The 22467-nt window shown below is 66.7% G+C and carries 25 protein-coding genes; 16 read left to right on the plus strand and 9 right to left on the minus strand.

Features of this window, described 5'->3' with window-relative positions; translation table 11 throughout:
• Positions 1-88: 88 nt before the first annotated feature.
• Positions 89-784 (plus strand): response regulator, encoded by a 696-nt coding sequence (locus AC07NF_RS11270; RefSeq protein ID WP_492814681.1) that lies wholly within the window; start codon positions 89-91, stop codon positions 782-784.
• Positions 771-2705 (plus strand): sensor histidine kinase, encoded by a 1935-nt coding sequence (locus AC07NF_RS11275; protein ID WP_494631733.1) that lies wholly within the window; start codon positions 771-773, stop codon positions 2703-2705. The genes AC07NF_RS11270 and AC07NF_RS11275 overlap by 14 nt, the downstream gene beginning before the upstream one ends.
• Here the strand turns inward: AC07NF_RS11275 and AC07NF_RS11280 are convergent.
• On the minus strand, positions 2690-3172 hold the full coding sequence (locus AC07NF_RS11280; RefSeq protein WP_494631732.1) for a VOC family protein: 483 nt from the start codon (positions 3170-3172) through the stop codon (positions 2690-2692). The genes AC07NF_RS11275 and AC07NF_RS11280 overlap by 16 nt on opposite strands.
• A gap of 180 nt (positions 3173-3352) precedes the next feature.
• On the opposite strand from AC07NF_RS11280, the gene AC07NF_RS11285 reads away from it, so the two are divergent.
• From AC07NF_RS11285 to AC07NF_RS11300, 4 genes are all read left to right on the plus strand, one after another.
• Complete coding sequence (locus AC07NF_RS11285) at positions 3353-4354, plus strand: aldo/keto reductase (protein WP_494631731.1); 1002 nt, start codon at positions 3353-3355, stop codon at positions 4352-4354.
• A 159-nt stretch (positions 4355-4513) separates the two neighbouring features.
• Positions 4514-4888 (plus strand): hypothetical protein, encoded by a 375-nt coding sequence (locus tag AC07NF_RS11290; RefSeq protein WP_494631730.1) that lies wholly within the window; start codon positions 4514-4516, stop codon positions 4886-4888.
• 177 nt (positions 4889-5065) lie between these two features.
• Positions 5066-6040, plus strand: coding sequence for a transporter family protein (locus tag AC07NF_RS11295; RefSeq protein ID WP_494631729.1), 975 nt, complete (start codon positions 5066-5068; stop codon positions 6038-6040).
• Positions 6041-6291: 251 nt separating this feature from the next.
• Positions 6292-6933 (plus strand): response regulator transcription factor, encoded by a 642-nt coding sequence (locus AC07NF_RS11300; RefSeq protein WP_494631728.1) that lies wholly within the window; start codon positions 6292-6294, stop codon positions 6931-6933.
• On the opposite strand, the gene AC07NF_RS11305 is transcribed toward AC07NF_RS11300, so the two are convergent.
• Entirely contained in the window at positions 6930-7556 is a 627-nt protein-coding gene (locus tag AC07NF_RS11305; RefSeq protein ID WP_494631727.1) for a TetR/AcrR family transcriptional regulator, read from the minus strand. The two genes, AC07NF_RS11300 and AC07NF_RS11305, sit on opposite strands and share 4 nt — an antisense overlap.
• Before the next feature lie 158 nt (positions 7557-7714).
• Here AC07NF_RS11305 and AC07NF_RS11310 point away from each other — a divergent pair, with 158 nt between their 5' ends.
• The 3 genes from AC07NF_RS11310 to AC07NF_RS11320 all read left to right on the plus strand — a co-directional run bounded on the left by AC07NF_RS11310 (position 7715) and on the right by AC07NF_RS11320 (position 12275).
• The gene (locus tag AC07NF_RS11310) at positions 7715-8746 is read left to right on the plus strand and encodes a mechanosensitive ion channel family protein (RefSeq protein ID WP_494631726.1); all 1032 of its coding nucleotides are present in this window, start codon (positions 7715-7717) and stop codon (positions 8744-8746) included.
• Between the two features lie 135 nt (positions 8747-8881).
• Entirely contained in the window at positions 8882-9931 is a 1050-nt protein-coding gene (locus AC07NF_RS11315; RefSeq protein ID WP_494631725.1) for an HpcH/HpaI aldolase/citrate lyase family protein, read from the plus strand.
• A 61-nt stretch (positions 9932-9992) separates the two neighbouring features.
• Positions 9993-12275: a hypothetical protein gene (locus tag AC07NF_RS11320; protein ID WP_494631724.1), complete on the plus strand. Its 2283-nt coding sequence runs from the start codon at positions 9993-9995 to the stop codon at positions 12273-12275.
• On the opposite strand, the gene AC07NF_RS11325 is transcribed toward AC07NF_RS11320, so the two are convergent.
• The 3 genes from AC07NF_RS11325 to AC07NF_RS11335 all read right to left on the minus strand — a co-directional run bounded on the left by AC07NF_RS11325 (position 12272) and on the right by AC07NF_RS11335 (position 14437).
• Positions 12272-12700: an OsmC family protein gene (locus tag AC07NF_RS11325; RefSeq protein WP_494631723.1), complete on the minus strand. Its 429-nt coding sequence runs from the start codon at positions 12698-12700 to the stop codon at positions 12272-12274. The two genes, AC07NF_RS11320 and AC07NF_RS11325, sit on opposite strands and share 4 nt — an antisense overlap.
• Before the next feature lie 46 nt (positions 12701-12746).
• Positions 12747-14132 carry a cytochrome P450 gene (locus AC07NF_RS11330; protein WP_494631722.1) on the minus strand — a complete coding sequence of 462 codons (1386 nt, stop codon included), beginning with the start codon at positions 14130-14132 and terminating at the stop codon, positions 12747-12749.
• Between the two features lie 107 nt (positions 14133-14239).
• Complete coding sequence (locus AC07NF_RS11335; RefSeq protein ID WP_494631721.1) at positions 14240-14437, minus strand: hypothetical protein; 198 nt, start codon at positions 14435-14437, stop codon at positions 14240-14242.
• A 286-nt stretch (positions 14438-14723) separates the two neighbouring features.
• Between AC07NF_RS11335 and AC07NF_RS11340 the strand changes: the two genes are divergently transcribed.
• The 5 genes from AC07NF_RS11340 to AC07NF_RS11360 all read left to right on the plus strand — a co-directional run bounded on the left by AC07NF_RS11340 (position 14724) and on the right by AC07NF_RS11360 (position 18123).
• Positions 14724-15686 (plus strand): acetyl-CoA carboxylase carboxyltransferase subunit alpha, encoded by a 963-nt coding sequence (locus AC07NF_RS11340; protein ID WP_492814701.1) that lies wholly within the window; start codon positions 14724-14726, stop codon positions 15684-15686.
• A gap of 92 nt (positions 15687-15778) precedes the next feature.
• A complete protein-coding gene (locus AC07NF_RS11345; RefSeq protein ID WP_492814703.1) occupies positions 15779-16210 on the plus strand; it encodes a carboxymuconolactone decarboxylase family protein in 432 nt (143 codons plus the stop codon).
• Positions 16211-16252: 42 nt separating this feature from the next.
• On the plus strand, positions 16253-16642 hold the full coding sequence (locus AC07NF_RS11350) for a lysozyme inhibitor LprI family protein (RefSeq protein ID WP_494631720.1): 390 nt from the start codon (positions 16253-16255) through the stop codon (positions 16640-16642).
• A gap of 38 nt (positions 16643-16680) precedes the next feature.
• Complete coding sequence (locus AC07NF_RS11355) at positions 16681-17082, plus strand: lysozyme inhibitor LprI family protein (RefSeq protein ID WP_494631719.1); 402 nt, start codon at positions 16681-16683, stop codon at positions 17080-17082.
• 63 nt (positions 17083-17145) lie between these two features.
• Positions 17146-18123, plus strand: a complete 978-nt coding sequence (locus tag AC07NF_RS11360; protein WP_494631718.1) for an NAD(P)H-dependent flavin oxidoreductase — start codon at positions 17146-17148, stop codon at positions 18121-18123.
• A 4-nt stretch (positions 18124-18127) separates the two neighbouring features.
• Here the strand turns inward: AC07NF_RS11360 and AC07NF_RS11365 are convergent, their stop codons facing one another.
• From AC07NF_RS11365 to AC07NF_RS11375, 3 genes are read right to left on the minus strand one after another with little or no spacing between them, the layout of a single operon-like run.
• Positions 18128-18682, minus strand: coding sequence for a DUF2199 domain-containing protein (locus AC07NF_RS11365; RefSeq protein ID WP_494631717.1), 555 nt, complete (start codon positions 18680-18682; stop codon positions 18128-18130).
• Between the two features lies 1 nt (position 18683).
• Positions 18684-19109, minus strand: coding sequence for a GNAT family N-acetyltransferase (locus AC07NF_RS11370; RefSeq protein ID WP_494631716.1), 426 nt, complete (start codon positions 19107-19109; stop codon positions 18684-18686).
• Between the two features lie 37 nt (positions 19110-19146).
• Positions 19147-19881 (minus strand): hypothetical protein, encoded by a 735-nt coding sequence (locus AC07NF_RS11375; protein WP_494631715.1) that lies wholly within the window; start codon positions 19879-19881, stop codon positions 19147-19149.
• 499 nt (positions 19882-20380) lie between these two features.
• Here AC07NF_RS11375 and AC07NF_RS11380 point away from each other — a divergent pair, with 499 nt between their 5' ends.
• On the plus strand, positions 20381-20857 hold the full coding sequence (locus AC07NF_RS11380) for a hypothetical protein (protein ID WP_494631714.1): 477 nt from the start codon (positions 20381-20383) through the stop codon (positions 20855-20857).
• Between the two features lie 24 nt (positions 20858-20881).
• On the opposite strand, the gene AC07NF_RS11385 is transcribed toward AC07NF_RS11380, so the two are convergent.
• Positions 20882-21601, minus strand: a complete 720-nt coding sequence (locus tag AC07NF_RS11385) for a hypothetical protein (protein WP_494631713.1) — start codon at positions 21599-21601, stop codon at positions 20882-20884.
• Between the two features lie 163 nt (positions 21602-21764).
• Between AC07NF_RS11385 and AC07NF_RS11390 the strand changes: the two genes are divergently transcribed.
• Positions 21765-22382 (plus strand): DUF1349 domain-containing protein, encoded by a 618-nt coding sequence (locus tag AC07NF_RS11390; protein ID WP_494631712.1) that lies wholly within the window; start codon positions 21765-21767, stop codon positions 22380-22382.
• The last annotated feature ends 85 nt before the right edge of the window (positions 22383-22467 follow it).

Genomic DNA, 22467 nt, shown 5'->3' on the forward strand with positions numbered 1-22467 from the left:
GATGACGTCGTGAGACGAGAGTTCGAGAACGCCTTTTGTTACAAGGGTTTTGTCTCCAGGATCGGTCCGGGAGAACGAGGAAAGCCGAATGAGCATGGAAGCTGCGTCGACGACGCCGCTGAAGGTCGCCCTGGTCGAGGACGACGCCGCGTTCCAGCAGGCGTTTCGCAACGCCCTGGCCGCCGCCCCGGACCTGTCGATGGTCGGCGTCGCCGCCACCGCCGCCGAGGCGCGCGCCATGCTGGGCGAGGCGCCCTGCGACGTCTTGGTCGTGGATCTGGGTCTGCCGGATGGCTCGGGCGTCGACATCATCGGCGAGGCCCACGGCCGCTGGCCGGGCTGCGCCATCATGGTCGCCACCACCTTCGCCGACGAGCGCCACGTCATCGCCTCGATCGAGGCCGGGGCCAGCGGCTACCTGCTCAAGGACAGCCCGCTGCCGACCATCGCCGAGGACATCCGCGTCCTGCACGCCGGTGGCAGCCCGATCAGCCCGCGCATCGCCCGCCAGGTGCTGATGCGCTTCCGCCCCGACGAGAAGCCCGCCGAGGAGGGCGCCGTCGACGCCGAGGCGGCCGAGAAGTCGGGCATTCCCAGCCTGTCCGAGCGCGAGAAGGAGACGCTGCAGCTGATCACCCGCGGCTTCTCGTTCGAGGAGATCGCCGAGCTGATGGGCGTGTCGCGCAACACGGTGCTGACCTTCGTGCGCCGGATCTACGCCAAGCTGGAGGTGCGCTCGAAGACCGAGGCGGTGTTCGAGGCCCGCGCCTATGGCCTCCTCTAGGGCCAAGCTCACCGACTACCGCTGGTTTCCGTGGGTGGCCTGGGTCCTGGCGGGGCTGGTCGTCCTGGGCGTGGCCTTCGTTGTCGAGTCGCGGTCCGGCGGTCATCGCCTGACCGCCGCGCGGATGACCACGATCGACACGACCGGCTATCAGCTGCCGCCGGCGGCCAGCCCGAAGACGCTCCAGGCCAGCGGCCAGGCCGTGACCATGCCGCATGCGCCGCCACCGGTGTTCGCGCCCACGGCCGAGACCTCGCCGCAGAAGATCGCCACCCGCGTCACCTGGTACTCGCTGAGCGTCCCGCCGCTGCCGGACGACGGCCGCCAGCTCTATCTCTACATCCCGCGCTGGAAGTCGGACGGCTCGCTGGCGGTCTATGCCGACGGCCATCTGATCCACCAGTCGCACGCCAACCTGCAATGGAACGGCTCCAATGAGCCCTTGCTGATCAAGGTCCCGCGCACCGACGTCTCACATCCGCCCCGGACGCTGGACATTCGGATGCAGCATGTGCGCGGCATCGGCGGGGCGTTCTCGTCGGTCTGGATCGGGACCTATCGCCAGCTGGCCCCGCGCTACACGATCCGCGAGATCCTGCAGGTGCAGCTGACCTCGTTCTCGTCCTTCGCCTTCCTGGCGACGGGGGTGTTCGCCTTCTTCGTCTGGCTGACCCGGCGCAACGAGCCGATTTATCTGCTGTATTTCCTGACCTCGGCCGTCGTCTTCCTGCGGATGCTGCATACCTTCGTCGGCGTGCATCCGCTGATCATGTCAGACGCCTGGTTCGGCTGGATCACCGTCGTCTCGCCCTACTGGATGATCGTGGTGCTGCATCTGTTCGTGGCCGAGCTGCACGGCAAGCGCCAGCCCATACTGACTGGCGCGGCCCTACTGGTCAGCATCGTGTTGACCATCGCCACCCTGCCGGGCCTGATCGATCCCACCCTGATGTCGGCGCCCGTCTACGCCAACCTGCTGGTGCTGGGCGTGATCGTGGCCGCCAACGGCGTGCTCCAGTCTGTCCGGTTCAAGTCGCGCGACGCCATGCTGCTGTCGATCTGGTGCCTGATCACCGTGCTGTCGGGCATCTACGACCTGGGCCTGCAGCAGAACCTGATCAGCATCGAGAGCGTGTTCGTCAGCAACTTCACGGGCGTCGGGTTCACCCTGCTGTTCTGGTACATCATGTTCGGCCGCTACATCGAGGCGCTGGAGACGGCGACCCGGGCCAAGGCCGACCTGGCCCAGCGCCTGGCCCAGCGCGAGGCCGAGCTGACCGCCAGCCACGCCAAGCTGCGCGAGGTCGAGCGCCGCGAGCTGCTGCACCAGGAACGCCAGCGGCTGATGCAGGACATGCACGACGGCCTGGGCTCGACCCTGGTCGGCGCCCTGCGGGCCTTCGAGGGCGGCAAGGCGGCCGAGCTCGACACCGTCAGCATCCTGCGCGGCTGCATCGACGACCTGAAGCTGACCATCGACTCCATGGAGCCGGTCGAGACCGACCTGCTGCTGCTGCTGGCCACCCTGCGGTTCCGCCTGCAGCCGCGCCTGGAGGCGGCCGGCGTCAAGCTGGTCTGGGACGCCGGCGAGGTCCCGCCGCTGGAGTGGCTGGACCAGCGCCACGCCCTGCACATCCTGCGGATCATGCAGGAGGCCATCGCCAACGTGCTCAAGCACAGCGGCGCGAAGACCCTGACGGTCTCGGTGCGGGCCGAGGGCGACCAGGTGCTGGTGCGCGTGCAGGACGACGGCCGGGGCTTCGAACCGGCCGGCCTGCCGTCGGGAGGGCGCGGCCTGGCCAACCAGCTCAGCCGCGCCGAGGCGATCGGCGGGGCGATCCGCTGGGAGGAGGCCGAACGCGGCAGCAGCCTGGCCCTGGCGCTGCCGGTCAGCAAGCGGCTGGTTCAGCGCCCCTCATAAGCCGCCTGGATCGCCGCGACGTCGATCTTCTTCATGCCCATCATGGCCTGGAAGGCGCGGCCGGCGCCGGCGCGGTCGGGACCGGTGGTGGCCTCGATCAACTGGCGCGGCGTGACCTGCCACGACAGGCCGAAGCGGTCCTTCAGCCAGCCGCACTGGCTCTCCTGCCCACCGTCGGCGGTGAGGGCGTTCCAGTAGTGGTCGACCTCGGCCTGGCCGTCGCAGTCGATGACGAACGAGAAGGCCTCGCTGAGCTTGAAGGTCGGTCCGGCGTTGAGCGCGGTGACCTTCTGGCCGTCGATCTCGAAAGCCACGGTCATCACCTTGCCGGGCTTGCCGCCGCCGGGCGCCTCGCCGGGATAGTAGTCGACGCTGGTGATCTTCGAATTCGGGAACAGCGAGACGTACAGCTTGGCGGCGTCCTCGGCCTGGTTGTCGAACCACAGGAACGGGGTGATCTTGGGCATGGGTCTTCCTCCAATGTTGATCCAAGGACGTGGGCGGCGCCGGCGTTCCGACATGCGCTTGAAGAAAAGATTGGCCGTTGCGCCGCGAAGATTGCCTGATCCTCCACATCGGCGCGCGGCGCCTTACGCTCACGCGTGTCGAGCCCATCTTCGTCGTCACCCCATAGAAGGAGCATCCCCATGAAGACGCGCAAACTCGGCGACGGCCTGGAAGTGTCGGCCATCGGCCTCGGCTGCATGGGCATGGGCCAGGTCTACGGCACGGCGCTGGACACGGCCGACGCCCACAAGCTGCTGGCCCAGGCCGTCGAGCGGGGCGTGACCTTCTTCGACACCGCAGAGGTCTATGGCCCCTATCTGAACGAGGAGCTGGTCGGCGCGGGCCTAAAGCCCTTCCGCGACAAGGTCGTGATCGCCACCAAGTTCGGCTTCGACATCGCCCCTGAAGGCACGGGCGAGGGCTTCACGCGCATGCGCGGCGTCAACAGCCGTCCCGAGCACATCCGCGAGGTCGCCGAAGCCTCGCTCAAGCGCCTGGGCATCGAAGTCATCGACCTCTTCTACCAGCACCGCGTCGACCCGAACGTGCCGATCGAGGATGTGGCCGGCGCGGTCAAGGACCTGATCGCCGAGGGCAAGGTCAAGCACTTCGGCCTCTCGGAAGCCGGCGCCGCCACTATCCGCAAGGCCCACGCCGTCCAGCCCGTCGCGGCCCTGCAGAGCGAATACTCGCTGTGGTTCCGCGAGCTGGAGGCCGAGATCATCCCGACCCTGCGCGAGCTGGGCATCGGCCTGGTGCCCTACAGCCCGCTGGGCCGCGGTTTCCTGACCGGGGCCTTCAAGGACGCCCCGGTGGCCCAGGACGACTTCCGCCGCGGCCTGCCGCGCTTCCAGGGCGAGGCCTTCGCCAAGAACCTGTCGCTGGTCGAGGCCCTGACCGCCATCGCCGCCGCCAAGGGCATCACCCCGGCCCAGCTGGCCCTGGCCTGGATCCTGACCCAGGGAACCGACATCGCCCCGATCCCCGGCACCACCAAGCTGGCGCGGCTGGAGGAGAACATCGGCGCGGTCGATGTCGTGCTGACGCCCGAGGATCTGGCCGCCATCGCCGCGGCGGTGCCGGAGACGGCGATCGAGGGCGAGCGTTATGCGCCGGCCGGGTTGGCGATGGTGGGGCGGTAGGGGAGACTTAGATCCTCCCCCGCGTTGCGGGGGGGGGGGGGCCAGAGGGCCGGAGGGGGCTCGTGCTGACTAGGCCGAGCTCGCCCCCTCAGTCGCTCCGCGACAGCTCCCCCGCATCGCGGGGGAGCATCTTTTCGGCCGGCTCCGCATTTCCCGGTCATGCTCGAACTGATCCTCGACCTCTGCAACATCCTGGGCGGCTTCCTGCTGGCCATCGGCCTGCTGACGTTGCTCCCCCGCGCCGGCGACGACCTTGGCCGGTTCGCCGACCGCCTGGCCCCCTTCCGCTGGATCGTCGGCGTCGCGGCGCTGGTGTGCGGCGGCTATTTCCTGATCGTGCACCTGACCAGCGGACCCAAGGTCTTCCACTTCGAGGTCGTGGGCGTCGTCGTCGGGGTCCTGCTGCTGTGGGATCGCCTGCGGGCCGGGCGCAACCTGCCGGCCAGCGGGTCCAGCGGTCCCGGCCTGCTCCTGGCCGTGTTCGGGGTCATCGCCATGATCGTCGGCCTTCAAGGCATCTTCACGCCTGATTGAAGATTGGCGACTGACGATTGGCGCCCCGGAAACCCCGGGGATTGGCGCCTGACGCCGACAAATCCTGCCTCCCATCTGCAGGCTGCTGACAGAATCCGGTCGTCCATCCGCAAGTTTCGGGCGGAGTGACGTCGGAAGGCGGCCTAAGGCGCAATGACGTCTTTCCGGGGAGGATCCATGTACTCGACCATTCGCGCCGCCGTGATCGCGGCCGCCGCCTGCGTAGCTGCCACGCCCGCCTTCGCCACCATCGACGCCCCGCAGCGCCAGAGCCTGGACGACGCCTGGTGGACCGGGCCGCTCTTGGCCTCGGGCGCCTCGACCCTGCCCAAGGGCCACATCCTGTTCGAGCCCTATCTGTACGACGCCAAGCCGTACGGCAGCTTCGACGCCAGCGGCAAGCGCAAGAGCGCTCCGAACGCCGACAGCATCGGTTCGTCGGCCTACATGCTGTACGGCGTCACCGACACCCTGACGGCGGGCTTCATCCCGCACCTGGGCTACAAGCGCGCGGGCGGGCGCTGGAGCCAGGGGCTGGGCATCGGCGACCTGACCGCCCAGGCCCAGTTCCGGCTGCTGAAGTTCGAGGAGGGCCGCCACGTCCCGACCGTCTCGATCATGCTGCAGGAGAACCTGCCGATCGGTCGCCACGACAAGCTGGACGACCGGCCCAATGACGGCTTCGGCAGCGGAGCCTACGCCACGACCGTCGGCGTCAATTCGCAGTACATATGGTGGGCCCCGAACGGTCGCATCGTCCGCACCCGCCTGAACGCCCAATACACCCGCTCGGACAACACGCGGGTGCGGGGCAGCAGCGTCTATGGCACGCCCAAGGGCTTCGCGGGCAAGGCCCAGCCGGGCGACAGCTTCCTGGTCGACCTGGCCTTCGAGTACAGCATCACCCGTAACTGGGTGGCGGCCATGGACCTGGGCTGGCAGCGCGACGCCTCGACCAAGGTGACGGGCATGCTGGCGGGCTCGCACTTCGAGCGGCGCTATCCGGTCAGCAAGGCGCTGATCCTGGCGCCGGCCGTCGAGTACAATTTCAACAGCCGCGTCGGCGTGATCGTCGGCGCTCGGATCATCCCGGCCGGCCGCAACACCACGGCCTCGGTGACGCCTGCCATCGCCTTCAACTACGTGCGTTGAGATCGTTTGCAGGCCATTCGCGCGAGAGAAAACTAAAACCGTCAGTACCACTTTTGCGACATCCCGTCGCGACTGCCAATGATGGCCATATAGTGACGTTATCTACTATCCATATGAATTAAAAAGAGAAATTATGGCGCGAGGCGTGCGAATAGTCAGGCTTTCGCGCGCCTATGCGACATATTGTACTTTGTCTGTGGTCGCGCATCCGGCCCATGCTCGCCTTGCAGTTGCCGACTGGGGGCATGGAGATGAAAAGAGTATTGGTCGTCGAGAGCCAACCGCTGATGCGCGCGGCCATCGTCCGTCTGCTAGAGACGGCCTGGCCCAAGGCCAGCATCGTCGAGGCCGGGGACCTGGCCGGGGTCGACGCGGCCTGTCGCGCGGGCAATGTCGGCCTGGTGATCCTGGAGCCGGCCCTGCCCGACGCCACGGGCCTGGGCGCCCTGGTCGCGGTGCAGCGTCGCCTGCCGGACGCGCCGGTGGTGGTCTACACCGCGCGCCGCGACGACCAGGTGATCAGCTCCAGCAACGCCCTGGGCGCGGCCGGCTATGTCCACAAGTCCGCCCAGATCGACGAGCTGCTGGCGGTGCTGCAAGCCGCCGCCGCCGGGGCGCGGTCGTTCCCGTCGCTGAACGGCGCGGTATCGGCCGACCAGGAGATCGCCGCCATGCGCAAGCGCCTGAACTCGCTGACCGCCACCCAGATGAAGGTGCTGATGAGCGTCGCCGACGGCCGACTGAACAAGCAGGTGGCCGCCGACTTCAACGTCTCGGAAGCCGCGATCAAGGCCCACCTGACGGGGATCTTCCGCAAGCTGGGCGTCCACAACCGCACCCAGGCCATGCTGGCCCTGCAGCCGGTGCTGGGCGGCCACGCGATGGCCGCCTAGAGCGCCTCGCCGTCTCGTCCGAACCTAGCGCGTAGCGTCTTCACCGCCTCGCGGGCGATCTCCGCCGCATCGCGGGGTCCTGGATCGTCCGTGCCGCTGAAGGTGCCCAGGATCAGGGTCTCGTGTTCCAGCATGCCCAGCAGCTGGCGCGAGGCCATCTCGGCCACGCCGTGGGTGAAGCGGCCTTCGTTGGCCAGCCGCTCGAACAGGGCGACGGCCGACTGGTGGGCCTTCAGCCGCGTATGGGTGTCGAAGAACGCCAGGGCCTCGGGGAACCTGCGACCCTGCTTGCCCATGATGCGGAACAGGGCGCGCAGGTCCGGATCGTTCAGCCGACCCATGATCGCCAGGGCCAGCTTCTCGATCGGATCGCCGTCGGGCGCATGCAGCGCCTCCAGCAGCTCGACCTCGATATTGCCGGCCACCTTCTCGACGACCGCGCGGAACAGATCGTCCTTGCTGGGAAAATAGGCGTAGACGGTCGCGGTGGAGACGCCGGCCTCCGTGGCGATGGCGCTCATCTTGGCCGGGTCGAGGCCTTCGGCGAGCACGATGCGGCTGGCCGCGTCGATGATCGCTTGCAGCTTCTTCCGCCCTGCCAGCCCCCTAGGCTGTCTGAGCATGCTGGCCTCCAAAAAAGCTCGCTAACTGATTGAGTCGGAACTCGTCGTGAACGCTATAGGCGCGAGCATGGCGCACGAAATACAATTGTTGAAGTGTCGGGTAACGCACATTGGGGAGGTCTTGATCCTTTGCGTGTGATCCGAACACACTCCGCTTCATGGAAACCAACCCGCTTCGCACGCTCGATTCCTTCGAACTCCTGAAGCTGGGCAAGGCGTCGGTGACCGTCGGCGGGCTGGCCGCCGGCATCCTGATCGTGGTGGTGGCGATCATCGCCGCGCGGCTGACCTCGGCGGGCCTGCGCAAGCTGCGCGAGAAGGCCGCCGGCAGCGCCGCCTCGCTGTATATCGTCGAGAAGGTCGCGACCTACGGCCTAGTGCTCATCGGCGTGATCGCGGGCCTGTCGACCATGGGCGTCGACCTGACCTCGCTGACCGTCTTCGCCGGCGCCCTGGGCGTCGGCGTCGGCCTGGGCCTGCAGGGCATCATCAAGGACTTCGCGTCCGGGGTCAGCCTGGTGTTCGAGCGGCTGGTGGCGGTGGGCGACTTCGTCGAACTGCCCAATGGCGGCCGGGGCGTGGTGCACGAGATCGGCCCGCGCGCCACCCGCATCCGCACCAATGACAGCACCGACATCATCGTCCCCAACTCGGTGCTGGTGAACGACCAGGTCATCAACTGGACCCTGCGCAACACCAACCGCCGCCTGCGCGTGCCGTTCGTCACCGCCTTCGGGGCCGACAAGGAGAAGGTGCGCGAGGCGGTGCTCAAGGCCGCCAAGGCCGCGCCCTATACCTCGCCCGACGACGCCACCCGCCGGGCCCAGGTCTGGCTGGTCGGCTATGGCGACAGCAGCCTGAAGTTCGAGCTGGTGGTCTGGCCGACCGTCGAGGCCGTGCGCCGCCCGGCGGCGATCTTCGCGGCCTATACCTGGCTGATCGACGACGCCCTGCGCGGGGCCGGCATCGAGATCCCGTACCCGCAGCGCGACGTGCGTCTGCGCGGCCTGTTCGGCGAGGAGGGCGAGGACGCCCTGACCAGCCTGCGCCTGGAGCCCGCCGCCCGTCGCCGCAAGGCCGCCAAGGCCGTCAAGCCCGGCTCCAGCAACGACGCGGCCCTGGATCTGGAGCGCGAGGATCCCGACGAGATGCCACCGCCCGTCGCCAAGCCGCCGCCGGCGAAGACTTAACGGCGATAACCTTGACGGTCCTTCCGCGTCGCCGCATGGTTCTCGCAACTGCGAAACGGTAGCGCGACAGCCGAAAGTGGATGCCGGTTTCGGCGACCGTCGCGCGTCGAATAAAGAACAATCGGGGAGTAGGCGATGAAGACGCCGCGCGGGTTTTTCAAGCCTCTGGCCATCGGCGCGCCCGAACCCTACCGAGAGCTGCCGGCCCGCGTGGAGCGGATGATCCACTTCGTGCCGCCGCACCTGGACAAGGTGCGCGCCAAGGTCCCCGAGATCGCCCCGACCGTCGACGTCATCCTGGCCAACCTGGAAGACGCCATCCCCGCCGACGCCAAGGGCGCGGCCCTGGCCGGGCTGGTGGCGATGTCGCGCGAGGTCGACTTCAAGGCCCTGGGCGTCGGCTTCTGGACGCGGATCAACTGCCTGAATTCGCCCTGGCACCTGGATGAGGTCGCCACCATCGTCGAGAAGGCCGGCGACAAGATCGACGTGATCATGGTCCCCAAGGTCGAGGGGCCGTGGGACATCTTCTACATGGACCAGCTCCTGGCCTCGCTGGAGGCCAAGCACGGCGTCACCCGGCCGATCCTGCTGCACGCCATCCTGGAGACGGCCGAGGGCGTGATGAACGTCGAGGCCATCGCGGCGGCCAGCCCGCGCATGCAGGGGATTTCGCTGGGCCCGGCGGACCTGGCGGCCAGCCGGGCGATGAAGACCACGCGGGTCGGCGGGGGGCATCCCGGCTACCGCGTCATAGAAGATCCGCATGCGGACGGATCGCCGCGCGCTTCGGTGCAGCAGGACCTCTGGCACTACACCTTCGCCAAGATGGTCGACGCCTGCGCCGCCCACGGCATCAAGCCGTTCTACGGTCCGTTCGGGGCGATCGACGACCCGATCGCCTGCGAACAGCAGTTCCGCAACGCCTTCCTGATGGGCTGCGCCGGCGCCTGGAGCCTGCACCCCAGCCAGATCGCCATCGCCAAGCGGGTGTTCAGCCCGGACCCCGCCGAGGTCGCCTTCGCCAAACGGATCCTGGAAGCCATGCCCGACGGCACGGGCGTGGCCATGATCGACGGCAAGATGCAGGACGACGCGACCTGGAAACAGGCCAAGGTGATGGTCGACTGCGCCCGGCAGATCGCGGGCAAGGACCCTGAATACGCGAGCCTCTACCGCCTCTAAAATCCAGGGTCGACTCGCCCGCGTCGCTTATGGCTAAGTTTCGTCCCGAGGGGGACGGGACATGACGATCAGCAACACGCACGCCCGGATCGTGGCGGCCTGCGCGGCAGGTGAGTGGGCGGACCTTAGCAAGCTGCCGGAAGCCGAACGTGAGGTCGAGGCCAGCTTCATCCGCGCGATGATGCTGGGTCTCCACCACGCCAGTTCGGTTCACAAGGAGATCGCCGGCCGCTTCGTGTCCTACAGCCCCCTGGCTGCCGAGGCGCCGGGTGGCGGCGCCTTCTTCGTCGCGCCGCCGGGAGTTCGGATTCGAGGTGCCAGGGTCAAGGGTCTGTTGGACCTGTCCGATTGCGTAGGCGACGGCGGGCAGGGGCTACCCAGGCTGGCTCTGGAAAACTGCTGGTTCGATACTAGTGAAGCTGGAGTATCGATCAATCTCGATGGCGCTCGTCTTATAGGGCTGTCGCTGGAGGGGTCTCACCTATCCGGCCTATTGGCTCGCCATTGCACAATCGAAGGCGGAGTGAAGCTGAAGGGTATTAGCCCTACGGGCGCTTGGCGATCCCAGACCTTTGAGATCGATGGCCCAAAATGGCGGGCCAAGCTTCGCGAGGCGATTGGTGCGCCGCCAGATAAGGCGGTGGCTGTCGAAGAGAAGGCTGAGAGTGATCAGGAGGACTCGTTAATCCTAGGAGCGCCGTGGCCCGACGATACTGCTTCACTTTGTTGGGTAGATTTCGAGTCTGCTTGCATAGGTGGCGTCTTCGACGTGCAAGGGAGTTGTATGAGGGCGAGGCATAGCGGCTGGTATGCTCTAGATCTTGGGGGTGCGCGTCTGGGCGCAGCCGTCTACTTGGATAGGGCCGAGATCGAGGGAGGCGTCCACTCCGCTCATGCGAAAATAGAAGGGGGACTATACGCATTTGATGCGAGGCTTATCGCCAATGGCCGAAATATTGCCCTTAATTCCGAGGGGGCCTGCTTCGAAGGGCCAGTTCTTCTTCGGGGTGGATTTCGAGCGCAAGGAAGACTGATCTTCACCGGTGTTCAATTCAACGACATGTTTGAGATGTCGGATTTTTCTTGTCAGGGATTGCCGCACATCGCGATCTCGGCTGACAGTATCCGTGTAAGTAACGCATTCACAATATCTGAAAACTTCTACTGCTATGGCGGGATAAAATCTAGTGCATCTGTAATATCCGGTAATCTTGAAATCGGAAACGGTGTTTACATAGACGGTGCCGGTGGAGATGCCATTTCTATGGAGGCGGTTCATATTGAGAATGATTGCCTCGCTAGTAGAAGAATTTATTCGAGGGGCACTGCCGCGTTTAGCGGCTCTAGGGTTGATGGGGCGCTCGAGGTTTTTGGGTGGAATATAAGTCATATCGAAAAGGAAAATCATGACGCCTCTGAGGCGGATGATATCTATGATTTGATCCTATCAAATATGATCGTTGGGTCCCATTTTCTATTCTATAACAATAACTTCGAAGGTATTTTATCGCTTAGAGATTTAAAGTGCGTAACGTTGAGAGATTCATCGAGTGGATATAAAGGAGCAAGTAATATAGAGCTTGATGGCTTTAGCTACGATCGACTTGAGGTTGTTGATGGGTGCTGGAGATCGCGCGCACATTGGCTTTCATGGATGTTCTCGCCGGTCAAAATAGAGGATGGGAACTGGCGATCACGACCAGCATTGCCGCAGACGATTGGCGAATACCATCCCCAGCCTTACCTGCACCTGGCTCGCCGCCTTTCTGCTCAAGGCCATGAGACGGATGCCCGCAAAATCCTTAGCTTGCGCCGTACAATTGAGCGCAAAATAGTCTCGCGCTGGTGGGTAAGGCCGCTGTCCTGGTCTTTCTGGGCGTTCTTTGACTACGGCCTGTCAGCGACACGGGCCATGTTCACGATGATCGCCGCCCTCTTGCTCGGCGCTGGCCTGGTGGCCTTTGCCAACCATCGTGGCGCCCTGGTCGTCGACGCTCAGAGCGTCGCGGTGGTCGGCCAGGTCTCAATCCCGGCGGACCCGCCTAAGGCCGTCCCCTGCGGCGACCAGATCAATCCGCCGATCTACGCCATCGACCTGTTCATCCCGCTGATCGACCTGCGCCAGGAATCCAAGTGCGAGGTCGGCGAGGCTCCGGGCGCCAGGTTGGGGCCGGGCGTCGACATCCCTGTCCCCGGTCTGAACTGGACCTGGCGCTCGGCCTTCGCCGAGGTCGAGCTGTGGCGGTGGGGCAAGGCGCTGTACGGGATCTGCGGCTGGATCCTGACCTCGCTAGCCATCCTGACCTTCTCGGGCGTGCTGCGACGCCAGGCCGAGCAGGCCTAGTCGGCGCCCCCCACCGTCGTTACCACCCGCGCCCCGCTCGTCAGCAGCTTGTGGATCGGGCAGCGGTCGGCGATCTCGAACAGGCGCTCCATCTGCTCCTCGTTGAGGTTGCCCTCGATGGTCAGCACGCGCTCGAAGCGGTCGTGCGGGGTCTGGTCGGCGTCGAAGTGGTGGAAGACCTCGACATGCATGGCCGTGACCTCCCAGTTCTTGCGGTTAGCGTAGAGGCGCAGGGTCTGGCTGGTGCAGGCGGCCAGGCCGGCGCAGACCAGCTCGTGCGGGTCGGGACCCAGGTCGAGGCCGCCGTGGGCGACCGAGACGTCGGCGACGATGGTCGAGGGGCCGGCCGTGACGAAGGTCTGCAGGACGCCCGTGCCGGTGTCGGTGGCGGTGGCGAACGGGCGGGTGACGGCGGCTTCGGTCATGGGAGCATCCTCGAGAAGGGTAGGCGCGCCCTTCCTACCGCAACCCTCACACTCGCGCTTGCACGATCGGCGTCAGACGGAAGTCCGGTTCATGATCCGGCCCCAGGGTGATCGAGGCGCGGGGAATGACCGGCCGGTCGCTAGCCATCGCGATCTCGAACCGCTCTAGCAGGCTGGCCAGCACGATCTGCGCCTCGGCCATGGCGAAGCCGGCCCCGATGCAGACGCGGGGGCCCGCGCCGAACGGGATGAAGGCCTCCAGACCCCACGGATGGGCCTGGTCGAGGAAGCGCTCGGGCCGGAAGGCGGTGGGGGCGTCCCACAGCTTGCGGTGCCGGTGCATGACCCACGGGCTGATGGTGATCATGCAGCCGGGGACGACCGGGCAGTCCAGCACCTCATCGGCCTCCAGGGCCTGGCGGGCGATCATCGGGGCGGAGGGATAGAGCCGCAGGGTCTCGAACAGCACCGAGCGCAGCAGCGGCCAGGCCTTCAGGTCGTCCAGGCTGGCGACCCGCTCGGCGGGGAACGCCTGGACCTCGGCCCGGACCCGCGCCTGCGTCGCCGGATCCAGAGCCAGCAGATAGGCGGCCCAGAACAGCAGGCGCGAGGTGGTCTCGAAGCCGGCGGCCAGCATCGAGCTGCACTGGTCGCGGATTTCCTGGTCGGGCAGGGGGCGATCGTCCTCGTCGCGGGCGGCCAGCAGCCGGTCCAGCATGTCGAGGACTTCCGGATGCGGGTTCCGCCGCCGCTCCTCGATCAGGGCGTCCACCGCCCTGAACCAGCGCGCGCCCATCCGCCGCCGCTCGCCGTCCAGGAAGGTCAGGTCGTCGGCGCCCTTGGCCACGAAGTCGAAGAGGTTGAAGTGCGCCGGCCCCTCCATGTAGCGGCGAGCCAGGTCCGCCAGGATCGCGCCTTCCGCGTCGGCGCGGCGCGAGAACAGGGCGCGCAGCACCGCGTCCAGGGTCGCGTGGTGGAAGGCTTGAGCCAGGTTGGCGCGATCTCGTCCCGCCAACGCCTGCGTCAGGCCTTCGCCGGCGGCGACGAAGTGGGGCAGCAGGCCGCCGGTCGCGGCGGGGGTGAAGACGGGGGCCAGGCTCTTGCGCTGGCGTCGCCAGGTCTCGCCCTCGGACATCAGCACGCCCTCGCCGACCAGGGGCTTGAGCGAGCGGGCGGCCTTCACCGGACGGGCGTATTTGGGCGAACTCAGCACCCGGCGCACGCTGGCTGGGTCGTTCAGGAACAGGCCCGGCTGGCCCATGAACATGTAGGGCGCGGCGAGGCTCTCATAGTCCTCTTCGCAATAGGCCCCGATCAGGCTGCGGCCCATCTCCAGGGCCACGCGCAGCTGTCCCAGCGGCGTGACGCCCAAGGGGCGCGGATGGATCTTGGGAGCGGGCGGGATGAGCGGCGCGGTGAGGACGGTGTCCATGGGGCGGCGGCTTTCCGGAAAGCGGAGCCCGTTTTGGGCCCCATCCGGACGCAGACGCTATAACCGCTCAAGTTGCGGCGCAATAATTCATCGCGCCTTGAAATTACTTAAGCAGCGAGAACCAGGGGCGCGACGTCGAACACGCGTTGCGACCCGCGCCAGACTTCCACGAAGTCACAGCGATGATGCATGTCCAGCAACTCGTAAGCTCTCGCGCGCGCCGCAGAGTCGTCAGCGCAGGGCGTGACGTCAAAACGCGGGACCGAGCCGTCAGACTCGACACAGAAAAAGGTAAACACCTGCATGGGAACTGTGCGCTCTCATCAGGCGGGTCCGCGCACATTCGATGGCGGGGCCGCAGGGGCGCAGGTCGTCTTCCGCGACCTGCTACATAAGAACGTAGGACTCTTTGTCGCGATTCACCAGAGGAGAGAGTCTCGATTCGAGACTCACCTGTGAACCGCACCTTCGAGCCTGTGGATAAAACCCGGCTGATTCATGACGGTTCCCGGCCAGAATCTCGCCCCTTTCCCTCGGGGGATTCCGCCACTAGGTTCGCACCCTTTCATCAACGGCGACGTTTAAGAGTCCATGGCCGCCCATTATCTCGATTTCGAACGCCCAATCGCTGACCTGGAAAGCAAAATCGAAGAGCTGTCCCGGCTCTCCGAGACGGCTGGACCAGGCTCGTTCGACACCGAGATCCAGGCCCTGCGTGACCGCGCCCAGGAACTCCGCAAGGAGGCCTACGCCAATCTGGACGCCTGGCAGAAGACCATGGTCGCCCGGCACCCCCAGCGGCCCCATCTGCGCGATTATGTCGCAGGCCTGATCGACGAGTTCGTCGAGCTGCGCGGCGACCGCAAGTTCGCCGACGACCAGGCCATCGTCGGGGGCCTTGGCCGTTTCCGTGGCCAGCCCGTCGTGGTCATGGGCCACGAGAAGGGTCACGACACCACCACGCGCCTGAAGCACAACTTCGGCATGGCCCGCCCGGAAGGCTACCGTAAGGCCGTCCGTCTTATGGACATGGCCGAGCGCTTCAGCCTGCCGGTCATCACCTTCGTCGACACCGCCGGCGCGTATCCTGGCCTCGGCGCCGAGGAGCGCGGCCAGGCCGAGGCTATCGCCCGCTCGACCGAGCGCTGCCTCACGCTGGAAGTCCCGATGGTCGCCACCATCGTCGGCGAAGGCGGCAGCGGCGGGGCCATCGCCCTGGCCGGCGCCAACCGCGTGCTGATCCTGGAACACTCGATCTATTCGGTGATCTCGCCGGAAGGCGCGGCCTCGATCCTGTGGCGCGACGGCGCCCGGGCCAAGGACGCGGCGACCAACATGCGCATCACCGCCCAGGACCTGATCAAGCTGGGCATCGTCGACCGCATCATCGAAGAGCCCGCCGGCGGCGCCCATTCCGACACCGAGACGGCCATCGCGGCCGTTGGCGACGCGGTCGAGGACGAGCTGAAGGCCATGGCGTCGATGAGCGCGGCCGAGCTGAAGAAGCAACGCGCCGAGCGCTTCTACGCCATCGGTCGCGCGGGCCTGCAGTAAGGTTTTTTGACCGGCGGATGTCACGTCCGCCGGTACTGCCTCGTCTTAGCTCTCGAAGGGCCGCTCCCAGGCCCCGAACGGAGCTTACGACCATGGGCGACACCGCCGCCTTCCGCCACGACCAGAACGTTCCCGAGGTCTACAAGGCCTTCCTCGCCGCCGAGATGGCGGTGCGCGCCGCCGGCATTCCGTCGGCCTTGAAGCACCTGATCTATCTGCGCGTCTCGCAGCTGAACGACTGCGCCTACTGCGTGAAGATGCACAGCCACGAGGCCCGCGAGGACGGCGAGACCAACGCCCGCCTGGATCGCCTGGTCGTCTGGCGCCACGTCGAGGACTTCACCGCCGCCGAAAAGGCCGCCCTGGCCTGGGCCGAGGCCCTGACCAAGCTGCCCCAGCCCGAGGGCTTCGCCGCCCTGCGCGGTGAGCTGCGCGAGCACTGGACCGACCAGCAGGCCAGCGCCCTGACGGTGATCGTCGCCCAGATCAACCTCTGGAACCGTCTGGGCGTTTCGAGCCATTAAACAGCGTCGGCGGCGAAGGGCCCCGGCCTGCTGGAGCCTTGCATGATCCGTCTCTTCGCCGCCGCCCTGCTCTTGATCCCCGCCGCCGCCCACGCCGAACCCAAGTTCACCCCGGCCTATCAGAAGTGCCTGGCCGCGCCCTCGGGCCAGAGCACCGCCGGCATGATCGACTGCATCGGCGTCGAGCTGAAGATCCAGGACGCCCGCCTCAACCGCAGCTACCAAGCCGCGCAGAAGCGCATGACCCTGCCGCGCCAGAAGGCGGCCCTGACCAAGGCCCAGCGCGCCTGGATCGCCTTCCGCGACGCCGACTGCGCCAGCCGCTACGACGAGGCCTGGGGTACGCTGAGCCGCATCGAGGCCAACAGCTGCGTGCTCGACCGCACCGCCGAGCGCGCCGACGAACTGGACGCGTTCCAAGGCCAGCAATGACGCGCTAGGGTGGCGCTTCCTGAGGGGGAGCTCCATCCATGATCCGTGTCCTTGCCGTCGCGACGGTGCTTCTGGCCGCGCCCGCCGTCCAGGCTCAGGGCCAGCGCCCGCTCTCGCCGATGGAACGCTGTGACCGCGCCGGCGGCCCGACCATCGAGATCATGAGCTGCGTCGCCGACTATGCCGACAAGCAGGACGTCCGCCTGAACCGCGCCTACCAGGCGGCGATGGGGCGTCTGAAGACGTCTCGCGAGAAGATCCTCCTGCGCAACGCCCAGCGCGCCTGGATCAAGGACCGTGACGCCGAGTGCCGGGCCTATCTGGACGAGGCCGAGTATGGCCGTCAGGGCGGCATCGAGGCCCAGGCCTGCATCCTCGACTGGACGCAGGGCCGCGCCGACGAACTGGAGCGCATGGCCCGTCCGCGCCGGCCGCGATAGGGCTTGCCTGCCGCTAGGGCGACTTCCGCATAGTCCCTCAAAACCAGAGGGAGGCGCCGCGCCATGGCCATCAAGACCCGTTTCACCGAGCTGTTCGGCGTCGAGCACCCGATCGCCCAGGGCGGCATGCAGTGGGTCGGCAAGGCCGAGCTGGTCAGCGCCGTCGCCAATGCCGGGGCGCTGGGCTTCCTGACCGCCCTGACCCAGCCCACGCCCGAGGCGCTCAGCAAAGAGATCGCCCGCTGCCGTGAGATGACCGACAAGCCGTTCGGCGTGAACCTGACCATCCTGCCGGCCATGAAGCCGCCGCCCTATGCCGAGTACCGCGCGGCGATCATCGAGAGCGGGATCAAGATCGTCGAGACCGCCGGCTACAAGCCGCAGGAGCATGTCGACGACCTCAAGGCCCACGGGGTCAAGGTGATCCACAAGTGCACCGCCGTCCGCCATGCGCTCAGCGCCGAGCGGATGGGCGTCGACGCCATCTCGATCGACGGCTTCGAGTGCGCCGGCCATCCGGGCGAGGACGACATTCCCGGCCTGATCCTGATCCCGGTCGCCGCCCAGAAGGTGAAGATCCCGATGATCGCCTCGGGCGGCTTCGGCGACGCCCGCGGCCTGGTCGCGGCCCTGGCCCTGGGCGCCGACGGCGTCAACATGGGCACGCGTTTCTGCGCCACGGTCGAGGCCCCGATCCACGAGAACTTCAAGCAACAGATGGTCGCCAATGACGAGCGCGCCACCGACCTGATCTTCCGCACCCTGCACAACACCGCCCGCGTCGCCCGCAACGCCGTCAGCCAACAGGTGGTGGCCATCGAGCGGGCCGGCGGCGCCAAGTTCGAGGATGTCGCCGACCTGGTGAAGGGCGTGCGGGGCCGCGAGGGGCTCGAGACGGGCGACACGGACCACGGCATCTGGAGCGCCGGCATGGTCCAGGGGCTGATCCACGACGTGCCGACGGTGCGCGAGCTGGTCGACCGCATCGTGGCCGAGGCCGAGGACCTGATCCGCCAGCGGCTGGCGGGGATGGTGAGCTAGGCGCTCAGAGGCCCAGATGCTTGTGCAGATAGGCCGTGATGTCGGCGAAGGTCAGGCCATCGTGCTGCTGGCGGTACAGCAGGTGGTCGCAGGCCTGGAGTTCGATCATCGGTCGCAGCCCGCCGGTGCGGGGATGGATGTTGCACTTGAGGTTCAGCGTCTCGGGATAGCCGGGCAGGCTGTTGGAGAACCAGCCGAACATCGTCGGCGGCGCGATCGCGGGCTGGGTCTCGAAGGCCTCGTGATAGCGCTGGAAACGCTCGCGGCTCAGCGACGTCCAGACGCCGAAATGCAGCACCTCGCCGTCGCGGTCGATGCAGGGGACCTCCAGGCAGGCGCGGATGAAGAAGTGCTCCAGCTTCCAGACGCAGAAGTCGCTGGTCAGCTCGAAGTCGGCCGCTCGTTCGGCGTCGGAGGCGATCTCCCAGGCCAGCGGACCTTCTGAGCTGGCGGCGGGCAGGTCGTGATGGGCCTGGCCGCAGGTGGGGCAGCGCCAATCAGCGGACGTGGCGGCGGGCGCGGGGCGACGGCCGGTCAGTCGATCGAGGAAGCGCTGCACGCTAGACCTTGACCCGGAAATGGAACGCATCCACCGCCAGCCCCTCGCGGAAATAGAAGGCGTGGGCGCGTTCGCGGACGACGTTGGAGATCAGCTCCAGATGCCCGCACCCCTGCCGCCGCGCCTCGTCCTTCAGCCAGTCCAGCAGCGCCTTGCCGTGACCCTTGGAGCGCGTGTCCGGGTCCGAGACCAGGTCGTCGACGCTCAGGAACTTGCCGCAATACAGCATGTCCAGGACCCGCCACCCGGCCACGGCCCGCACCGCGCCGTCCTCGACGACGGCGGTGAGCCGGAAGCCGTCCGAGGCCATCAGCTGCCGGATGCGCGCGACATAGGTCTCGCGGGTGAGGGCAGGGCGCAGGTGGTGCATGACGTCGAAGGTCGCGAGGATCTCGGCGTCGGTGGCGGGGTGGAGGAGGGCGGTCATGCCCCAAAGCTAGGGCTTCCGGCTCGGCGGGAGAAGACTAGATGGCCGGTCCGACAACATGCTCGAACGTTGCCATGTCCTGCTCGAACAGGATCTCGCGATAGTGCGTCAGGCACTCGGCGTCGGACACCATGAGCCGCTTTACGCCCGCCGCACGGAGCTGCTCGTCGATGGCTTGGATGCTGTTGGCCCAGATAGCCATATCGTCCGCGCGGAAGGCCAGTCTGGCCTCGCGTCCATCCGGAAAGCGGACGAGGTAGTCGACATTGTAGCTCGGGTCAGATCGGGAGCGACGGCGGCTTGTGACGCAACCGCCTTCGACCTTGGTCGCCTGCGCCCAGCGCCATCCCTTGAACGGCGCGCCGTTGCGGAGCCATTCGGCGCGATCGATCGTGGCGACGCCGATGTCGCGCCCGCCAAGCAGGCGATAGGCGATCCCGTTCGCGCATATCGCCGCCGCGAGGCCCAGCACCAGCACGGTTCGCCAGCGTCTGCTGAGCTTGGGCATGAGTTGGCGCCACTGCACGCCGAAGGCGCCGGGAACGACCGCGATCGGAGCCATGACGAGCGCGACGCCGAAGCCCATCAGGACGCCGACGTCCTCGCGCCACCAGGTGATCATGCCGGGGAAGTCCTCGGCGAACCCGGCCATGCGCGGCTCGACGGAGGCATCGCCCCAGCCGAAGGCCAGGGCGCCGAAGGCCAGGAGAAAGGCCAGGACCATCCCGATCAGCTTCGTGGTGATGATCTGTTCCGGACTTTCCTCGGTCACGTGGGCTCGGGTTCTGCGGGTTTGGGTGTCTGATACACCTTCTCCGCGAGAAGGGGGCCATCCTTTCATCTCACGGCGAGACGATCGCTGACCTGAACGGGTTGGGCGCGCAGCGCCGCCGCGCGGCGGCCGCCCGGAGGGCGGTCCTTGACCAACCCGTTCAGGTCAGCACGCTGCAGCCTTCGAGAGATGTAAGGCGGGCACCGACCTGGGAGGTCGGGCATGGTTATACAGAGTACAAGTAAGCGCCCGTCCAACGTATCGAGTCCGCTTCCAGGGCTAACGTTGCCGTGGCAAGCTTCACTCTATGAGCACTACAACGATATCTGCTGCGGGCTGTGGCCTGGCCCTTCTATCACTGGCTATTCGCTGGCGATTTCCTTCGGTGCCACATCCAGTTTCAGTAGCTGGAATCGTCGTCGCTCTCTCTTTGGTCGTTATGCCTTTCATCCCATCTCTGAGACTTGGTCCAGCTATCTCAGTTGCAATCGGGTTGGCGATGGTGGCCGCTGGCGTTCAATGGCAGCTTTCGTCTAGGCCCGCTTTAGGCGCACGTGTATTGGCACCGGCGGCAGCAAAGCCGTTAGAGGACGATCGCGTAAGCGAGGGGGAGAAAGTTGAATCGACTGCAGAAATATTGGCGCGGGAACAGTTAGCCGATCTTCGAGAGCGTAGGGCGCAGGAAGCTGCAGCACGAGCTAGCGCGGCGGAAGAAGCCAAAAAATTAGAACGAGATCGCGTTAGCGTTGCACTCGCCAATGATGCCAATCGTACCGTCGATCGTCTTCGTGTGGAATACATCGGAGGGAGGGACGGTATCTCCAATGAGATGATAGCAGGAACAAACCCACTACCGGATGATTGGGTTAATCACCGGCTCAAAGAGCTGAAGGTACCTTACACATATCGGGGGAATCCGAATGGCAGCTACACTCTTGAGCCAACGCCTGATCACCCAATATTCAAAATGAAATGAGTAATTTAGCTTCTAGGCGTTGATTCACCGCCCCAACACCCCCCGCAACCTCACCACATCCTCCGCCGCCAGTCCCCGCCCGTAGTACGCCACGCACCCGGCGTCCGTGCTGACGAACCTCGGTGCTCCCCGCGCGCGCAGCGTCGCGTCGATCACCGCCAGCCTCGCCGTCAGGGTCTTCATGTCCCCCGTCTCGCGCGCCAGGTTCGCCTCGCGGCCGCTCGGGAACGCCACGTCGTAGTTGAGTTTCGGCTCGACCTTGCCGGTGGTCTCGTCCTTCTGGTTGGTGCAGCCGATGCCGACGCTGGTCGCCGTGCCCCAGGACCAGTGCTCGCGGGCCTTGCCGTCATAGAGCCAGGCCGCGCCGAACGGGGTGGCGACGCCGACTTCCTGGCGGCCGGCGATGCCGCCCCAGGCGACGCCGGTGGCGACGCAGGCGGCGGTGGCGGCGACCAGGATCCAGCGGGCGCGGCGGGTGATGGGCGGCATGCCTCGGCTGAGGCCGAAGGCGCCGGGCAGCAGGATCAGCGGGGCGATGGCGATCAGCATCATCGGCAGGAAGGCGTCGCCGCCCTCGCGCCAGGTCACCAGCACGTCGGGAATGGTGCGCAGGATGGCGGTGTCGCGCTGTTCGAACCAGGTCTGGACCAGGGCCAGCCCCGCGAAGCCGCAGCCTACGAGGCCGGCGGTGATCAGCACCCCGGCCAGCTTGTCGGCCATGCCGGTTCCGGCGTTCTCGCTCATGCGGTCGATCCTCGTCCTGGGGACCCTGACTACAGCGAGTTGCGGGGGAAGGGGAGGGGCGTGGAGCAGCGCTCCACCAGAGCGAGAAGATAAGACCACTGCGCTTTACCGAACGCTGGAATGCCAATAGCTGGGACGGCCTCGATTTGTCCGGAGCCGTTTGATGACCCTCAAGACCGACCGCCGATCCCTGCTGCTGGCCGCCGCCGCCCTGGCCGTGCCAGGCGCCGCCTTCGCCGCCGAGGACTGGCGCTGGCTGAACGCCCCCAAGACCTGGTCGTGGACGGACGGGACCCTGGCTTGCGCGGCCGAGCCGGGCTCGGACTTCTGGCGCAAGACGGCCGGCGGGCCGGAGGTCGACAGCGGCCACTTCTTCTTCCGCCGCCAGACGGGCGACTTCGAGATGACCGCCGTGCTGGACGGCGACTACGCCGCCGACGCCGACCAGACCGGCCTGATGCTGCGCCTCGACGAGAAGACCTGGATGAAACACGGCGTGGAGTGGCTGAGCGGCAAGCCGCACGTGGCCAGCGTGTTCACGCGCGACTGGTCGGACGGGACGGCGGCGGAGATCGCGTCGGCTCGGGGTGTGCGGGTGCGGTTGGTGCGGAAGGGGCAGACGCTGGTGTGCTCGCATGCGCTGGGCGCGGGCGAGTGGGTGGTGGATCGGTATGGGTATCTGCCGATGGGGGAGCGCGTGGAGCTGGGGCTGGTGGTCGCGGCGCCGTTGGGGAAGGGGTTTGGGGCGCGGATTTCGAAGGTGGAGATTAAGGGGGCCTGACGGCTGCCAGATCCTCCCCCTAGCGGGGGAGGTGGCGCGAAGCGCCGGAGGGGGAACAAGTCCTGGCTCCGGCTACTTCCCCCCC

Source organism: Caulobacter sp. GW821-FHT10A06 (assembly GCF_059415805.1).